This is a genomic window from Clostridium zhoujianii (assembly GCF_051590805.1).
GTDB lineage: Bacteria > Bacillota > Clostridia > Clostridiales > Clostridiaceae > Clostridium.
This window is the reverse complement of record NZ_JBPUTF010000001.1, coordinates 2,679,113-2,695,856: the sequence shown is the minus strand read 5'-3', so window position 1 is coordinate 2,695,856 and position 16,744 is coordinate 2,679,113. Positions and strand designations below refer to the sequence as shown.

Annotated in this window: 13 protein-coding genes; 11 read left to right on the top strand and 2 right to left on the bottom strand. The window is 31.3% G+C overall.

Annotation, left to right across the window (positions count from 1 at the left end):
• Positions 1–62: 62 nt before the first annotated feature.
• Positions 63–746, bottom strand: coding sequence for a GntR family transcriptional regulator (locus tag ACSYT2_RS12715; RefSeq protein ID WP_430855597.1), 684 nt, complete (start codon positions 744–746; stop codon positions 63–65).
• A 150-nt stretch (positions 747–896) separates the two neighbouring features.
• Here ACSYT2_RS12715 and ACSYT2_RS12710 point away from each other — a divergent pair, with 150 nt between their 5' ends.
• The 10 genes from ACSYT2_RS12710 to ACSYT2_RS12665 all read left to right on the top strand — a co-directional run bounded on the left by ACSYT2_RS12710 (position 897) and on the right by ACSYT2_RS12665 (position 15,009).
• On the top strand, positions 897–2,294 hold the full coding sequence (locus ACSYT2_RS12710; RefSeq protein ID WP_430855596.1) for a glycoside hydrolase family 1 protein: 1,398 nt from the start codon (positions 897–899) through the stop codon (positions 2,292–2,294).
• A gap of 326 nt (positions 2,295–2,620) precedes the next feature.
• Entirely contained in the window at positions 2,621–3,121 is a 501-nt protein-coding gene (locus ACSYT2_RS12705) for a LiaF transmembrane domain-containing protein (protein ID WP_430855595.1), read from the top strand.
• Between the two features lie 245 nt (positions 3,122–3,366).
• A complete protein-coding gene (locus ACSYT2_RS12700; RefSeq protein ID WP_430855594.1) occupies positions 3,367–4,770 on the top strand; it encodes a glycoside hydrolase family 18 protein in 1,404 nt (467 codons plus the stop codon).
• Between the two features lie 188 nt (positions 4,771–4,958).
• Entirely contained in the window at positions 4,959–9,503 is a 4,545-nt protein-coding gene (gene gltB, locus ACSYT2_RS12695; RefSeq protein WP_430855593.1) for a glutamate synthase large subunit, read from the top strand.
• A 14-nt stretch (positions 9,504–9,517) separates the two neighbouring features.
• Positions 9,518–11,005, top strand: a complete 1,488-nt coding sequence (locus ACSYT2_RS12690; RefSeq protein ID WP_430855592.1) for a glutamate synthase subunit beta — start codon at positions 9,518–9,520, stop codon at positions 11,003–11,005.
• Between the two features lie 150 nt (positions 11,006–11,155).
• Positions 11,156–11,884, top strand: a complete 729-nt coding sequence (locus tag ACSYT2_RS12685; RefSeq protein WP_430855591.1) for an ABC transporter ATP-binding protein — start codon at positions 11,156–11,158, stop codon at positions 11,882–11,884.
• Positions 11,871–12,614, top strand: coding sequence for an ABC transporter permease (locus ACSYT2_RS12680; RefSeq protein ID WP_438384902.1), 744 nt, complete (start codon positions 11,871–11,873; stop codon positions 12,612–12,614). The genes ACSYT2_RS12685 and ACSYT2_RS12680 overlap by 14 nt, the downstream gene beginning before the upstream one ends.
• 64 nt (positions 12,615–12,678) lie before the next feature.
• Entirely contained in the window at positions 12,679–13,491 is an 813-nt protein-coding gene (locus ACSYT2_RS12675; protein WP_438384901.1) for a MerR family transcriptional regulator, read from the top strand.
• A 227-nt stretch (positions 13,492–13,718) separates the two neighbouring features.
• Positions 13,719–14,333, top strand: coding sequence for a hypothetical protein (locus ACSYT2_RS12670; protein WP_438384900.1), 615 nt, complete (start codon positions 13,719–13,721; stop codon positions 14,331–14,333).
• 196 nt (positions 14,334–14,529) lie between these two features.
• Positions 14,530–15,009: a COG2426 family protein gene (locus tag ACSYT2_RS12665; RefSeq protein ID WP_430855587.1), complete on the top strand. Its 480-nt coding sequence runs from the start codon at positions 14,530–14,532 to the stop codon at positions 15,007–15,009.
• A gap of 72 nt (positions 15,010–15,081) precedes the next feature.
• Here ACSYT2_RS12665 and ACSYT2_RS12660 read toward each other — a convergent pair whose 3' ends face one another.
• On the bottom strand, positions 15,082–15,441 hold the full coding sequence (locus tag ACSYT2_RS12660) for a FlxA-like family protein (RefSeq protein WP_438384899.1): 360 nt from the start codon (positions 15,439–15,441) through the stop codon (positions 15,082–15,084).
• A gap of 149 nt (positions 15,442–15,590) precedes the next feature.
• Here ACSYT2_RS12660 and ACSYT2_RS12655 point away from each other — a divergent pair, with 149 nt between their 5' ends.
• Entirely contained in the window at positions 15,591–16,709 is a 1,119-nt protein-coding gene (locus ACSYT2_RS12655; protein ID WP_430855585.1) for an aminopeptidase, read from the top strand.
• The last annotated feature ends 35 nt before the right edge of the window (positions 16,710–16,744 follow it).

Genomic DNA, 16,744 nt, shown 5'->3' with positions numbered 1-16,744 from the left:
GCTACTAATGCAAATAGCCTAGATTATTATGAGAGTCCTCATTTAAAAAGATTTAAGACCTATTATCTTTTTGCATAATAAGTTATATTATTATCCCCATGAGTATTTACTGAATACTCATATACCCTACCGTTAGTTAGATAACCGGTATGTTCTATTTGAAGTGCTAATGAGTCTTCAGGTAACTTTAGAAGGTTACTATTTTTATTATTTAATTTAATAGCTTTTATGCTTTTAATGCCATGACTTATCTCATATCCACATTCTTCCTCTACGTAATTTAATATACTTGTACTACAGTGTTCAAGAGATAGGTTTTCAAATATAGAATAGGGCATATAAGTTTCTTCGATATGATTTGGTACCGTTCCAACATATCGAACTCTAATTATTGACCATATTTTAGAGCCAGTATCAATTTTAAGTATATTACTAATTTTATCAGAAGCTTTTATTAATTTAAATTTTATTACTTCTGTCTTAATGTTATCACTCTTATGTAATTCATAGAAGGAGGAGAGGGTTAAGCTATGATCAGATGGCAGGCTATTTACATAAGTTGGACCTTTATGAGCTTTTCTTAAATAACCTCTTTCAATTAGTGATTCTAAGACTTTTCTAATTGTATGTCTGTTACAGTCGTATTTTATGGCTAATTGCGCTTCAGAAGGAATACGCGAATCAATTGGTATTTCACCTAAAGTAATTTTTTCTATTAAGTCCCGAATTATATCTTTACTTTTCATGTTTAACTACTCCCTAATCTACATAATATACTACTAAGAGTATAGCACATACAGGGATATTCTTGTATAGACAAGTAGTTACCATAAAAGAAGATAGTTGTAGAATGAAAACATAGAATAATATCTTAAGATGATATAGGAGGATATTTAATGGATAAGAAATTAGTATTTCCAGAAAATTTTTGGTGGGGTTCAGCAACTTCAGGACCACAATCAGAGGGTAGATTTAATAAAAAGCATGATAGTGTATTCGATCATTGGTTTGATATAGAGCCAGAAATATTTTTTGATGGAGTAGGGCCAAATATTGCATCAAACTTTTATAATGATTATAAATCAGACTTAGCAAAGCTAAAAGAAATTGGATTAAATTCATTTAGAACTTCAATTCAATGGACTAGACTTATAAAGGACTTTGAAACTGGTGAGCCAGATGAAGATGGGGTAAGATTCTATAATGATGTTATAGATGAGTGCATTAAGAACGGAATGATACCTGTAATGAACTTACATCATTTTGATTTACCAGTAGAACTTTATGATAAGTATTCAGGATGGGAATCAAAGCATGTAGTTGATTTATTTGTAAAGTTTGCAGAGACAGCATTTAGGCTTTTCGGAGACAGGGTAAAGTATTGGGCAACATTTAATGAGCCAATTGTTGTTGTAGAAGGACAATATTTATATCAATTCCATTATCCAAAGATTATAGACGGTAAGAAAGCTGTTCAAGCAATGTATAATATTAATTTAGCATCAGCTAAAGCAATAGAAGCTTATAGGAAAGGTATGTACAATAGAGATGGAGGACAAATAGGGATAATTTTAAACTTAACTCCATCTTATCCAAGAAGTAATGATTTAAAGGATTTAGAGGCATCTAAATTTGCTGATGACTTCTTTAACAATTCATTCTTAGACCCAGCAATTAAGGGAGAATTCCCTAAAAGGCTAGTTGATATATTGGTTGAAGATGATGTTATTTGGGATTCTACAGAAGAAGAAATGAATATTATAAAAGAAAATACTGTAGATTTCTTAGGGGTTAACTATTACCAACCAAGAAGAGTTAAAGCTAAGGAAGAGAAGTTTGATGAATCAAAAGGGTGGATGCCAGATAAATATTTTGATAATTACGAAATGCCTGGTAGAAGAATGAATCCTTACAGAGGATGGGAAATATATCCTCAATGTATGTATGATATAGCTATAAATATTAGAGATAATTATAAAAATATTCCATGGTTCATATCAGAAAATGGTATGGGTGTTGAAGGTGAAGAAAAGTATATAAATGCTGATGGTATAGTTGAGGATGATTATAGGATTGATTTTTACAAAGAACATTTAGAATACCTACATAAGGGAATTGAAGAAGGGTCTAAATGCTTTGGATATCATACTTGGACACCAATAGATTGTTGGTCATGGTGCAATGCCTATAAGAACAGGTATGGATATATAGCTCTTGATTTAGAAACAGGTAAGAAAACAATTAAGAAATCAGGTCGTTGGATTAAGCAAGTATCTAACAATAATGGATTCTAATAATAAATATTAATTCACTATAAACTATTTAAAAGAATTATTGAATATAGTATTAGGAATTAAAGTGAACCCCTATAGTATAAAATGCTATAGGGGTTATTTTTTTAGACATATATATTTCAGTAGCAAATCACATAAAATGTTATAGATTGGTTATATAATACAGTAAATGGAAAAATATGCAGATAAATGATACAATATATAAGGTGTAAATAGATAGGGAAGAATATGATTATTGTCATATAAAGCTATTACTAAATACACTTATAATATTAAAGAAAAAATTATATTATAGATAGAGAGAAAAAAGGAGATAGTGAATAATAATGAAAAATAAAAATTACTTTTGGGGACTACTACTAGTTGCAATCGGAGTGCTTGGAATATTGAGTAGGATATTTAATATTCACATATTTAGGCCTTGGGAAATGTGGCCTTTATTTATTTTAATACCTGGATTATTTTTTGAATTTGCATATTTCTCATCTAAGAAGAATCCAGGACTGCTAGTACCTGGAGGAATATTAACTACTATAGGATGTCTATTTATATTTGAAATTCTTACAAGGTGGAGATTATCAGCATATACTTGGCCAATTTATATATTAGCTGTTGCCATAGGGTTATTTCAACTTTATTGGTTTGGAGGAAAAGAAAAGGGCTTATTGATTCCTGTTGGAATATTAACCTCTGTTGCAGTTGTATCTTTCTGGTCAATGGTATTTGGTAATATTTTTACTTGGATGAATAGATCAATAGTAGCACCACTAATATTAGTTGTAATAGGTATATGTATATTGTTTAAAAAGGATAAGACAAGTAGTTAGAATAAAACTTATATTAATACGACTTTGTTATAAATAAAAGAAGTTGATATTGATATAAGTTTTTTTATATTAGGTGCTTTACCTAATATAAAAAATACTAGATTACATAAATATAACTATTAGTTATATTTGCATTGAGGAAGAAATATATATAATATACAGAAAATTCAAAAAAGTCATTGAGTTTATATCTGTTAAAGTTTACAATATTATTGGGACAAATTAATAGATGAGGGGTGCAAATTATGAAAACAAAATTTTTAAAGACTTTCATGGCATCAATGGTAGCGATTACATTAGTACTTGGTTGTATTACAACAACAAAAGCAGGGGCTACCGAAAATCAAAAAAGTTATAAAAATGTTGGATATGTATTCCAAAGAAATTGTGACATTGATACTTTAGACGTAACTAAAATTACTCATTTAAATTATTCTTTTGGATTAATTTACAATGAGGAATATAAGGATCCAGCTATGGGACCAGAGACTAATCCAGATGTAGTTGTTCCAAAGGACTTTGATCCAAGTTTATTAAATACTATTTACTTACCAGATAAGGTAAAGAGTGATTTATCAAGATTAGATGAATTAAAGGCAAGAAATCCTGATTTAAAGGTTATGCTCTCTGTTGGTGGATGGGAAGCTAGAGGATTCTCAGATGCAGCAGCTAGTGATGAAGGAAGAAAAGCTTTTGCTAAGTCTTGTAAAGAGATGATTGATACTTATGGACTAGCTGGAGTTGATTTAGATTGGGAATACCCTGTTAATGGTGGTTGGGGTGTAATTAAATCAAGACCAGAAGATAAAGAGAACTTTACTTTACTATTACAAGAAGTAAGAAATGCAATTGGATCAGATAGTTTATTATCAATTGCAGGTTCAGGTAACGTTAATTTTTCAACTAATTGGACAGAATTTAAGAAGGTTATTGATATTTTAGATTATATAAATATAATGACATATGATTTTAGATATGGTTCATGTTATTTTGATTCAGCATTATATGCATCAAAAGATTGGAAAACAGAGTTTGATTATGATGATTACAACACAGATATGGCTGTTAAAAAGTATATAGAAGAGGGATGTCCATCTGAAAAGATTAATATAGGCCTTGCATTTGCTGCAGGTATACCACAAATTGTATCAAGTAAATTTGATGGAGAATATAAATTTATTTATGATAAACTTGTATCAGTAGGATTCTATGATCAAAATATTCCACAATTACAAGCTGTTAAGAACTTAAAAGAATCAGATGGTTTCTTTAAGAGATGGGATAATGATGCTAAAGCAATGTATGTTATTTATAAAGATACAGATGGAAAAGAGTATTTTGTAATGAGTTATATTGAGCCAAAAGGGCTTTCAGAAAAAACTCAATATGTTAAAGATAATAATTTAGGAGGAACTATGTTCTGGGAATTCAGTGCTGATTATGATAATTCATTAGTTGCACAAATTGCTTCTGAGTTAAATATAACCAAGCCTGTGATTAATCCAGAAACGCCTACTCCAGAGGTAAATGAGCCAAAGGAAGAAATAAAGAGTGATGCAATTACTAAAACAGGAGATACAGTTATACTCCCAACATTAGGGCTACTTGCGTTAGCTGGATGTGTTTTATTCATAAGTAAGAAAAAATAAATTTTAATAATTATTGAGGGGAATATTCTATTTGATTAAGAATATTCCCTTTTATTTAGAGGTTTAAAATTTAACACTTAAATACTAAAAAAACTAAAAATATAATTTTTTTACAAAGAATATATTTACTTTTTAATAATAAAAGAGTATATTAATTATAAAAATAAATAGAAGAGAGGATAGTATATATGGATGAAAGAAATCAGGTAGGCAATGGGGCTTACGGAATGTACCATCCTGAATTTGAACATGATAATTGTGGGATTGGTGCTATAGTAAATATCAAGGGTGTTAAAACTCATGAAACTGTAGCGAAGGCCTTAAAGATCGTAGAGAACTTGGAACACAGAGCCGGCAAAGATGCCGAAGGTAAGACTGGAGATGGAGTAGGAATCTTATTACAGATTTCACATAAATTCTTCGTTAAAGCAGTCAAACCTTCAGGCATCTTTTTGCATTCTCAGAGAGATTATGGAATTGGAATGTTCTTCTTCCCTCAGGATGAATTAAAGAGAAATCAAGCTAAGAAGATGTTTGAAATAATAGTTGAAAAGGAAGGATTAGAATTCCTTGGATGGAGGGAAGTTCCAACTAATCCTGATGTTCTGGGCAATAAAGCAGTTGAATGCATGCCTCATATAATGCAGGGATTTATCAAGAGACCTAAGGATATTAACCAAGGATTAGATTTTGATCGTAAACTTTATGTAGTACGTAGGGTTTTTGAACAAAGTAATGACAACACTTATGTAGTATCTTTATCAAGCAGAACAATAGTGTATAAGGGAATGTTCTTAGTTGGACAATTACGTTCATTCTTCTTGGACCTACAAGATTCTGATTATGAATCAGCAATAGCTATGGTCCATTCAAGATTTAGTACAAACACAAATCCAAGTTGGGACAGAGCACATCCTAATAGATTAATGGTGCATAATGGTGAGATTAATACTATTCGTGGTAATGCAGATAGAATGCTTGCCCGTGAAGAAAATATGTCATCAAAGTATTTTAAGGATGAAATGACTAAAGTTATTCCAGTTGTAAATCAGTCAGGTTCAGATTCTGCAATGTTGGATAATACATTAGAATTTTTAGTTATGAGTGGAATGGACTTACCTCTAGCAGTTATGATTACAATTCCAGAACCTTGGAGCAAAAATAATAATATTAGTCAATCAAAGAAAGATTTTTATCAATACTATGCAACTATGATGGAACCTTGGGATGGACCAGCATCAATTTTATTTAGTGATGGAGATATAATGGGAGCAGTTCTTGATCGTAATGGGTTAAGGCCTTCTCGTTACTACATTACAGATGATGATAATTTAATTCTTTCTTCAGAAGTTGGAGTATTAGATATAGATCCATCGAAAATATTAGTTAAAGATAGGCTTAGACCAGGAAAGATGTTGCTTGTAGATACAGTTAAGGGAGAGTTAGTTGATGATGATGCATTAAAAGAACATTATGCAACTAAACAACCATATGGGGAATGGCTTGATAGTAATTTAATAAAACTAAAGGATCTTAATATTCCTAATAAATCTGTGAAAGAATATTCAGATGAAGAAAGAGCAAGGCTTCAAAAAGCCTTTGGATATACCTATGAAGATATTAAGACCTCTATCTTACCAATGGCCAAGAATGGTTCAGAAGCAGTTTCAGCGATGGGATCAGATAGTCCGATAGCAGTATTATCGAAGGAACATCAGCCTTTATTTAATTATTTTAAACAACTTTTTGCACAAGTAACAAATCCGCCAATAGATGCAATTAGGGAAGAGATAATTACATCAACATCTGTATATATAGGTGAAGATGGGAATTTATTAGAAGAAGTAGCTGAGAATTGTAGAATATTAAAAGTTCATAATCCAATACTAACTAGTACAGATTTACTTAAGATTAAATCAATGGATGTAGATGGATTCAAAGTTAAAGAAATTTCAATTACCTATTATAAAAATACACCTTTAGATCGTGCTATAGAGCATCTATTCCTTGAAGTAGATAGAGCCTATAGTGATGGTGCAAATATATTAATATTATCAGACCGTGGGGTAGATGAAAATCATGTAGGCATACCATCATTACTTGCAGTTTCAGCACTTCAACAACATTTAGTTAAGACTAAGAAGAGGACTTCTGTAGCAATGATACTTGAGAGTGGAGAACCAAGAGAAGTACATCACTTTGCAACACTTTTAGGATATGGAGCATGTGCTATTAATCCATATTTAGCTCAAGATAGTATAAAGGAATTAATTAAAAGTAATATTCTTGATAAGGACTATTATGCAGCAGTAAATGACTATAATAAAGCGGTACTTAAGGGGATAGTTAAGATAGCATCAAAGATGGGGATATCAACAATACAATCTTATCAAGGGTCTCAAATATTTGAGGCAATAGGTATTAACTCAGATGTTATAAATAAGTACTTTACAAATACAGTAAGCAGGGTAGAGGGAATTTCTATTAAAGATATAGAAAAAAGTGTAGATATTCTTCATTCAAAAGCTTTTGATCCTCTTGGACTAAAAGTTGATTTAACCCTTGATAGTGTAGGTAGCCATAAATTAAGAAGTGGAGAAGAAGAACATTTATATAATCCAAAGACAATTCATTTATTACAGACAGCAACTCGCAATAAGGATTATGGACTTTTCAAAGAATATACATCATTAATTAATGATGAGACTTCAGTTGTTAATATTAGAGGATTACTAGACTTTAATTACCCAGAAGAAGGAATTTCAATAGAAGAAGTTGAAAGTGTTGAGTCAATAGTTAAGAGGTTTAAAACAGGGGCTATGTCTTATGGATCAATTTCTAAAGAGGCTCACGAAACTCTTGCTATAGCAATGAATAAGCTTCAAGGTAAGTCTAATTCTGGTGAAGGTGGAGAAGACTTAGATAGACTAACTATAGGTAAAGATGGACTTAATAGGTGTTCAGCAATAAAACAAGTTGCTTCAGGAAGATTTGGTGTTACCTCTAAATATCTTGTAAGCGCGAAAGAAATACAAATAAAGATGGCACAAGGTGCTAAACCTGGTGAGGGAGGACAACTACCAGCAGGAAAAGTATATCCATGGATAGCTAAAACTAGGCATTCAACTCCAGGAGTTGGATTAATATCACCACCACCGCACCATGATATATACTCTATTGAAGATTTAGCCCAACTTATTTATGATTGTAAGAATTCTAATAAGAATGCTAGAATTTCGGTTAAGCTAGTTTCAGAAGCGGGAGTAGGCACTATTGCAGCTGGTGTTGCAAAAGCTGGTGCTCAAGTTATTTTAATATCAGGATTTGATGGAGGGACAGGAGCTGCACCAAGGAATTCTATTTATAATGCTGGCCTTCCTTGGGAGCTTGGGCTTGCAGAAACTCATCAAACATTAATTATGAATGATTTAAGATCCAAAGTAATTATAGAAACAGATGGTAAGCTTATGAGTGGTAGGGATGTAGCAGTAGCTGCACTTCTTGGAGCAGAAGAATTTGGATTTGCAACGGCACCATTAGTAACTTTAGGCTGTGTAATGATGAGAGTATGTAATCTAGATACTTGTCCTGTTGGAATAGCAACACAAAACCCTGAGCTAAGAAAGAGGTTTAAGGGTAAACCTGAATATGTAATGAACTTTATGGAGTTTATTGCTCAAGAGCTTAGAGAATATATGGCCAAGCTTGGAATTCGTAAGGTTGATGACTTAGTTGGTAGAACAGATTTATTAAGGCAAAAAGAATCTGTAAATGGTAATGCAGGAACTATAGATCTTTCTAGAATTATAAATAATCCATTTGCAGGGAATGAAATTCACTATAATGAAAAGGAATTTTATGATTTCAAATTGGAAGATACAGTAGATGAAAAAGTATTACTTAAGAAGTTAAAGTCAGCACTTCAAAGTAAGGAAAAGAAGACTATAGAAATAGATGTAACAAATATAGATCGTACCCTTGGTACTATATTTGGTTCTGAAATCACTAAACGCTATGGTGATACCTTAGAAGATGATACATTCATAGTTAAATGCAATGGTAGTGGGGGACAAAGTTTTGGTGCATTTATTACTAATGGGTTAACCCTTGAACTTATTGGTGATAGTAATGATTACTTCGGTAAGGGATTATCAGGTGGTAAGCTTGTAGTTTACCCACCAAAGGAATCAAGATTTAAAGAAGATAATAATATTATAATTGGAAATGTTGCATTATACGGAGCGACTAGTGGTAAAGCATATATAAATGGTGTTGCAGGAGAAAGATTTTGCGTTCGTAACTCTGGCGCTACTGCAGTAGTAGAAGGTGTAGGAGAGCATGGATGTGAATATATGACTGGTGGACGTGTTGTTATACTTGGTAAAACTTCTAAGAATTTTGCAGCAGGTATGAGTGGTGGTATTGCCTATGTATTAGATGAAGATAGGGATTTATATATGAAACTTAATAAGGAGTTAGTATCCTCAGAAGTAATTACTTCAAAGTATGATGTATTAGAATTAAAGGGAATGATAGAGGATCATGTTAAGTATACAAAGTCTAAAAAGGGTAAGGATATATTAGATAATTTTGAGGAATATTTGCCTAAGTTTAAAAAGGTGCTACCACATGATTACAAGAGCATGCTTAGTGCAATTGTTGAAATGGAAGCTAAGGGATTAAATAGTGAACAAGCTGAAATTGAAGCTTTTTATGCTTGTACAAGGAAGTAAGGAGGAAATAAATTATGGGGAAAGCAACAGGTTTTTTAGAATTTGAACGTATAAATAGTGAAGCTGTAAAACCAAAGATAAGAGTTAGAAACTTTAATGAATTCCATACCTTATTACCTAAGGAAAAGCAACAGATTCAAGGAGCACGTTGTATGGAATGTGGAGTACCTTTTTGTCAATCAGGGATAGTTATAAATGGAGCAGTTTCTGGTTGTCCATTACACAATTTAATACCTGAGTGGAATGATTTAATTTATACAGGTAATTGGGAACAAGCATATAGTCGTCTGATAAAAACAAATAATTTTCCGGAGTTTACAGCACGAGTGTGTCCTGCCCCTTGCGAGGTAGCATGCACCTGTGGGCTTAATGGTTCGCCAGTATCGATAAAAGAAAATGAAAAGGCAATTATAGAAAATGCCTTTAAAAGTGGATATATAGTACCAGAGCCACCAAAGGTTAGAACTAGTAAGAAGGTAGCAATAGTTGGTTCAGGACCAGCTGGACTTGCTGCTGCTGATCAACTAAATAAGAGAGGTCATAATGTAACAGTATATGAGAGAGAAGATCGCATAGGTGGACTTCTTATGTATGGAATTCCTAACATGAAGCTTGAAAAACATGTTATTGATCGTAAGGTTAATATTATGAAGGAAGAGGGAATAAAATTTATAACTAATGCAAATATAGGGGCAAATTATAAGGCTTCAAAGCTTATTAAGGAGTATGATAGAGTAATTTTAGCCTGTGGAGCATCTAACCCAAGAGATATAAAGGCTCCAGGGAGAGAGGCTAAAGGAATATATTTTGCAGTAGATTTCTTAAAAGCTACAACTAAAAGTCTACTAAATTCTAATTTAGAGGATGGAAATTATATATCAGCTAAGGGTAGGAAGGTAATTGTTATAGGTGGTGGAGACACAGGTAATGACTGTGTTGGTACATCAATAAGACATGGAGCAGAGTCAGTTATTCAATTAGAAATGATGCCAAAGTTACCTGATGAAAGAAAAGAAAATAATCCTTGGCCTGAATGGCCTAGAGTTTGTAAAACAGATTATGGGCAAGAGGAGGCAATAGATATTTTCGGACAAGATCCAAGAATATATGAAACTACAGTGAAGGAATTTATAGCAGATGAAGCTGGAAATCTAATTAAAGTTAAGCTTGTAAAACTTAAGGGTAAGCGTGATGAGAAAACAGGTAGAGTATCAATGGCTGAGGTAGAAGGATCTGAATATGAGATTGATGCGGATTTAGTGTTAATAGCAGCTGGTTTCATAGGAAGTGAAAGTTATGTTACCAAAGCTTTTAATGTGGAAGTAGACGGACGTACTAATGTTGTAACAGAACCAGGTAAATATAATACAAGGGTTAAAAATATATTTGTAACTGGCGATATGCACAGAGGTCAATCTTTAGTTGTTTGGGCTATAAGAGAAGGGCGTGAAGTAGCTAAAGAAGTTGATATTAGTTTGATGGGATATAGTAATCTAGCGTAAAATAAAGCTCGAAGTAATTTTTACTTCGAGTTTTATTTTATTTAATCAAATAAATTATAAATATTTAGTATCTAACCTGTTGACTTTACCCTAAGGGAAAGCACTAGTATTGATTTTAGAGGGTGAATACAATGATAGGAGGGAATAAGAATGATATTGAAAATTTCAAACCTTACAAAGAAATACAAAGATTTTATAGCAGTAGATAATTTAAATTTGCAGGTAGATAGAGGAGAAATATTTGGATTACTAGGTCATAATGGTGCAGGAAAATCTACAACTATTGAGTGTGTTTTAGGGATTAAAAAAATAGATAATGGACAGGTGTCATTACTAGGAATGAATCCTGTAAAGGACAGAAAAAAACTTTTTCAAAGTGTAGGTGTACAGCTACAAGAATCGAATTTTTTAAATAAGATAAAAGTAAAAGAAGTATGTGAGATGACAAGTTCATTTTATGAGAGACCATTTGAGTATAAAGAGCTATTAAAGGAATTTAGCCTTAGTAATAAGATTGATAATTTCGTGGCAGATTTATCAGGAGGAGAAAGACAAAAGCTATCAGTATTATTAGCACTTTTACCTAATCCTAAAATAATTTTTTTAGATGAACTTACAACAGGACTTGATCCTAAAGCCAGAAGAGAAATATGGAGTAAGTTAAAGGCTCTAAAAGATAAAGGAGTAAGCATTTTTTTGACTTCTCATTATATGGATGAAGTTGAATACTTATGCGATAGAATAATGATTATGAAAAGAGGTAAAGAAGTAATTTGTGACTCACCACAAAATGTAATAAAGAAATCTGGAAAAGCAAGTTTAGAAGAGGCTTATTTATTGTATATAGGTGAGGAGGAAATGGAATATGAAGTTATTTAAGACAATGCTTAAAACACAATTAAAGTTAGCAATACGTGAGATAGATGGAATATTATTTGGAATATTATTTCCAATAGGCATAGTATTATTACTTGGATTTATATATGGAGATAAGCCGGCTTTTGGTGGTGCTAACTTTACTATGATACAGCTATCATTTGGAGCATTTATATCAGTTGGAATTTGTGCAACAGGATTAATGGGATTGCCCCTAAGTATATCAGATTTTAGAAGTAAAAAGATATTAAAAGGCCTTAAGGTTACACCTGTAAGTCCTATCAATATACTTATGATTCAAATGTTAATAGGATTTATTATTTCAGTAATATCTGCATTAGCAGTTTTTATTGTGGCTAAATTTTTATTTGGTTATGTAATGATAGGATCAGTGATGAAATTTATTCCAACATTTATATTAGTGACAACTGCTATATATAGTATTGGTATGCTTATTGCAAGTCTAGTACCTAATATAAAAGTTGCTAATTTAGTTTGTACATTAGTATATTTTCCTATGGTATTTTTATCAGGAGCTACTATTCCTTATGAGATATTTCCAAAAGGATTGCAAGTAGTTGCAGATATTATGCCATTAACTCAAGGAATAAAATTAATGAAGGGTGTATCTCTAGGAGAACCTTTAAATAATATTGCAATTCAATTAATTTTAATGATAGCAATAAGTATAGTTTGTATAACAGTTTCAATAAAAACTTTTAAATGGGAGTAAGGTATTTGACATTACCCTTAGGTAAAAGGTTAAGATATAAATATAGAGAAAAGGAGGAGTTAATTTGTATACAATAGGAATGTTTTCAAACATAAACAAGATAACTACAAAAACATTAAGACATTATGATGAAATAGGTTTATTAAAGCCTGCAGTTGTAGATAAATTTACAGGATATAGATATTACACCACTGATCAGTTACCTAAACTTCATGAAATAATAACCTTAAAACAAATGGGATTAGCTCTTCAAGATATAAAAGAAGTAATTGAAAATACTAAAGCATTAGAGTTATTTTTAAAGCTTAAGGAAGAAGAAATATTAAAAAATATGGAAAGTGAAAAAATTAAGTTAGCTCAGATAAAAAGTTTTTCTAATATGATTAAAGGAGATGTTAAATATATGTATACACCAGTGATTAGAGAATTACCAGAAGTTATTGTAGCCTCAATGAGGCAAGTGGTAAAAAGTTATAATGATTTCTTTTATCTTTGTCCAAAAGTAATGGGGAAAGAGATGGGGCGATTAGGATGTAAGTGTGCAGCGCCTGAGTATTGTTTTAACATTTACCATGATGGTGAGTATAAGGAAAAAGATATAGATGTAGAAATTTGTGAAGCAGTAACTGAATTAAAGGAAGATACAGAGATAATAAAATTTAAAGTTATAAATAAGGTAGAGAAGGCAGTGTGTGTATTGCATAAGGGACCTTATTCAAGGTTAAGAGAAGCATATATATTTGCATTTAAGTGGATAGAGGAAAATAATTATAATGTTATTGATAATCCAAGAGAATCATATATAGATGGAATTTGGAACAAGGAAACAGAAGAAGACTGGTTAACCGAGATTCAAATACCAATTGAATTTAAATAAAAGAGTTAAGTAAGGAATCCATATGAACTTAGTGAATAAGTTCATATGGATTATTTTTATGAGAAAATATTTATTTTATAATTAAGAGAATTAATTTTGATCCTATAGTAAGAATAGTAGGATCCTTTAATATATGAATTGAACTTTTTAAATATAGATATTGATGAATAAGGAATAAAGTTATGGACAAGCTTAAAATATAAGAATAAATTTTAGGAGTGTCGTTTATGAAAAAATATGAATTAAAACCCGAGATAGTAATAGAAGATTTGAAAAAATATCTAGGATTATTTGAATTAGCATTATCAGAGGAGGGGGAAAGAATACTTTTAGAAATCGAAAGTTTCTCCTATAAGTGTGATAATCCTTCAAGTTATAATCTTTTCTTGAGTAAGTCTATAAGAGGTCTTAATAAGGTTCATGAGATACTAAAAGATAAGGGAGTTAATCCTATTTTAGCAGCTGTAATATTAGAAAAAGATTATTATAGTGGAGTAGATAAGTCCAGAAGTTATCAGGAAGGAACAGTATTATATTCAAATGAATATAAAAGAGAAGATAACGAGAATACATCAATTATTGATAGAGCAATGGAGTATTGTGTGGCAGATGAAAGAGATACCATTGAAGTTTCAGATATATTACTATCAACTATAGATGAATGTGAAAGAATTTTAGTGCAAGATGCAGGACTATGGAATGATAAAAAACTTAATAGGAGTTATATTACATTAGCTCACGTTTATGGAAAGTATAATAAAGAATTATGGATAAAGTTTGATGATATAAGAGAAGGACTATTAATAGGAGAAAATAGGAGCAATGGTATTAAGATTGCATAGTACAATTATAAAGGTTATATTGCTTATAGCACACAAATAAGAATAAATAATTAATTATGTTAAATATTTAGAAACAAAAGTAAATATATATGAATAATGTTATACAATATAAAGGTATGTAGAGAGATAGTTGCTTATTTAAGCAATATATAGTTAATTTTTTATTATTAAAGGTTATATAAAGTGGGAGGTAAACATGCAGGCAATATACGATTTCTTTTCTTTCGCAGGGAAAGAGGTGGCATTACTAATAACATCAATGACACCAATAATAGAATTAAGAGGGGCGATACCTTTGGGAGCTGCTCTTGGTATGGGTTGGACAACTGTATTTTTTATATCAGTAATAGGTAATTTAATACCAGTACCATTTATAATATTATTTGGTAAGAAGATAATTGGGTGGCTTAAAACGACACGAATATTTTCGGGAATTACACACAAATTTGAAGATAGATTAATGAGAAAATCAGAGGATGTTCTTAAGTACTCGGCCATAGGTCTTTGCTTATTTGTAGCAGTACCATTACCAGGTACTGGGGCATGGTCAGGAGCAGCTATAGCAGCTTTACTTAATATGTCTATGAAATATGCAATTATATCTATAGCTATTGGAGTTGCAATTGCTGGAGTTATAATGACATTAGGATCTTATGGAGTATTACATTTACTTTAAGTAATTAAAATAGGAGTTGTATATGCTATTAGCATATATAACTCCTATTTTTGTAAGTCAAATCTATCTTTATTATTCTATAGAATGATTTGCATTTATTATATCCTTTAAACTAGCTGATATAATAACACCACCTCTTATTTCATCCCTATTTTGTGTATTATTAGAGATATTTTCCTTAGTGTTATTATTATATGTTTCAAGTTGTTTTGTATTTTCTGCAGTAGATTGTTTAATTCTTGATTGAAGTTGTTGAATTCTATTTTCTAATACTTGAATTTGAGCATCTCTTTGAGTTCTATCCATATCACTATTATTTTCTAGTGTTTCAATTTGGCTTTGTAAGTTTTCTATAGTACTTTGTAAGTTATCTGTATTAGTGACACTATTTGAACTTTGAACTATAGTATTTGAAATTGAGCCTATTTGCATAATATCAACCCCCTATATCTTTTGCTAATAACAGGGTATAACTTGAAGCTTAAATGAAACTTAAATTATGTTTTATTATTTTAGATAATTAAATAGTATAAAATGTTATAATATTTATATTAAGGCATTATGTATTATGGAGGAATATTATGGCAGATCAAAGGTTAAATAAGTTAGCAAAGTTACTAGTAAATTATTCAACAGAAGTTAAACCAGGAGATTTGGTATATGTATCATGCTCAGATATTGCAAGTCCATGGTTAGTAGAAGTAGTAAAGGAAGCAACTAAGGCCGGTGGAAATGTTCAATATAAATTAGAATCAGAAGAAGCTCGTGAAATGCAATTAAAATATTCTACAGATGAGCAGCTTAAGAATGGAAATATAATAAATGAGACTTTATTAGAAAAAGCAGATGTTTGGCTTACAGCTTGGGGATACAGAAATACTCGAAATCTTTCAAACCTAGATCCTGAAGTTTTAAGAAAAGCTCAAGAAGGTGCTAAAAAGTGGAGAGAATTTTATTCAAAGAGAACAGGGGATGGAAGCTTAAGGTGGTGTGGCACACAATTTCCAACTTATGCTGATGCACAGGAAGCCTCAATGAGTATTAGTGAGTATGAAGATTTTGTATATGGAGCAGGTCTTTTAGATAAGGAAGATCCAGTTGCAGAATGGAAGAAGATTAGTAAAGAGCAAGAAAGATGGGTAGAATACCTTGATAAAAAGAGTGAGCTTCATATTATTTCTGAAGGGACTGATATAAAGGTTAATATTAAGGGGAGAAAGTGGATTAACTGTGATGGAAAGGAGAATTTCCCAGATGGAGAGATCTTTACTTCACCAGTAGAAGATGGAGTAAATGGACATATAACTTTCTCATTCCCTGGAATATATGCAGGTAAGGAAATAGAGGGGATAGAGCTTGAAATAAAAGATGGAATAGTGGTAGAGGCAAGGGCAAAGAAAGGTGAGGATTTATTGAAAACATTGCTAAAAACTGATGAAGGATCATGCCGTTTTGGTGAAGTTGCTATAGGAACAAACTATGGAATTAAAAACTTTACAAGAAACATGTTATTTGATGAAAAGATAGGTGGCACTGTTCATATGGCAATAGGAGATTCAATGCCAGAAGCAGGCGGGAAAAATAGATCATCAATCCATTGGGATATGTTATGTGACATGAGAAACTCTGGGAAGATATATGCAGATGGAGAATTATTCTATGAAAAGGGTAAGTTTATTGAAGAGGTTTTATTAAAGTAATTGAAATATTAAGGTAATGGAGATTTAGAAAATAT

Coding starts and splice junctions, on each gene's coding strand:
- ACSYT2_RS12665 (WP_430855587.1), top strand. CDS start 14,530: ATGCAGGCAATATACGATTTCTTTTCTTTCGCAGGGAAAGAGGTGGCA.
- ACSYT2_RS12715 (WP_430855597.1), bottom strand. CDS start 746: ATGAAAAGTAAAGATATAATTCGGGACTTAATAGAAAAAATTACTTTA.
- ACSYT2_RS12660 (WP_438384899.1), bottom strand. CDS start 15,441: ATGCAAATAGGCTCAATTTCAAATACTATAGTTCAAAGTTCAAATAGT.
- ACSYT2_RS12705 (WP_430855595.1), top strand. CDS start 2,621: ATGAAAAATAAAAATTACTTTTGGGGACTACTACTAGTTGCAATCGGA.
- ACSYT2_RS12655 (WP_430855585.1), top strand. CDS start 15,591: ATGGCAGATCAAAGGTTAAATAAGTTAGCAAAGTTACTAGTAAATTAT.
- ACSYT2_RS12700 (WP_430855594.1), top strand. CDS start 3,367: ATGAAAACAAAATTTTTAAAGACTTTCATGGCATCAATGGTAGCGATT.
- ACSYT2_RS12670 (WP_438384900.1), top strand. CDS start 13,719: ATGAAAAAATATGAATTAAAACCCGAGATAGTAATAGAAGATTTGAAA.
- ACSYT2_RS12685 (WP_430855591.1), top strand. CDS start 11,156: ATGATATTGAAAATTTCAAACCTTACAAAGAAATACAAAGATTTTATA.
- ACSYT2_RS12710 (WP_430855596.1), top strand. CDS start 897: ATGGATAAGAAATTAGTATTTCCAGAAAATTTTTGGTGGGGTTCAGCA.
- gltB (WP_430855593.1), top strand. CDS start 4,959: ATGGATGAAAGAAATCAGGTAGGCAATGGGGCTTACGGAATGTACCAT.
- ACSYT2_RS12690 (WP_430855592.1), top strand. CDS start 9,518: ATGGGGAAAGCAACAGGTTTTTTAGAATTTGAACGTATAAATAGTGAA.
- ACSYT2_RS12680 (WP_438384902.1), top strand. CDS start 11,871: ATGAAGTTATTTAAGACAATGCTTAAAACACAATTAAAGTTAGCAATA.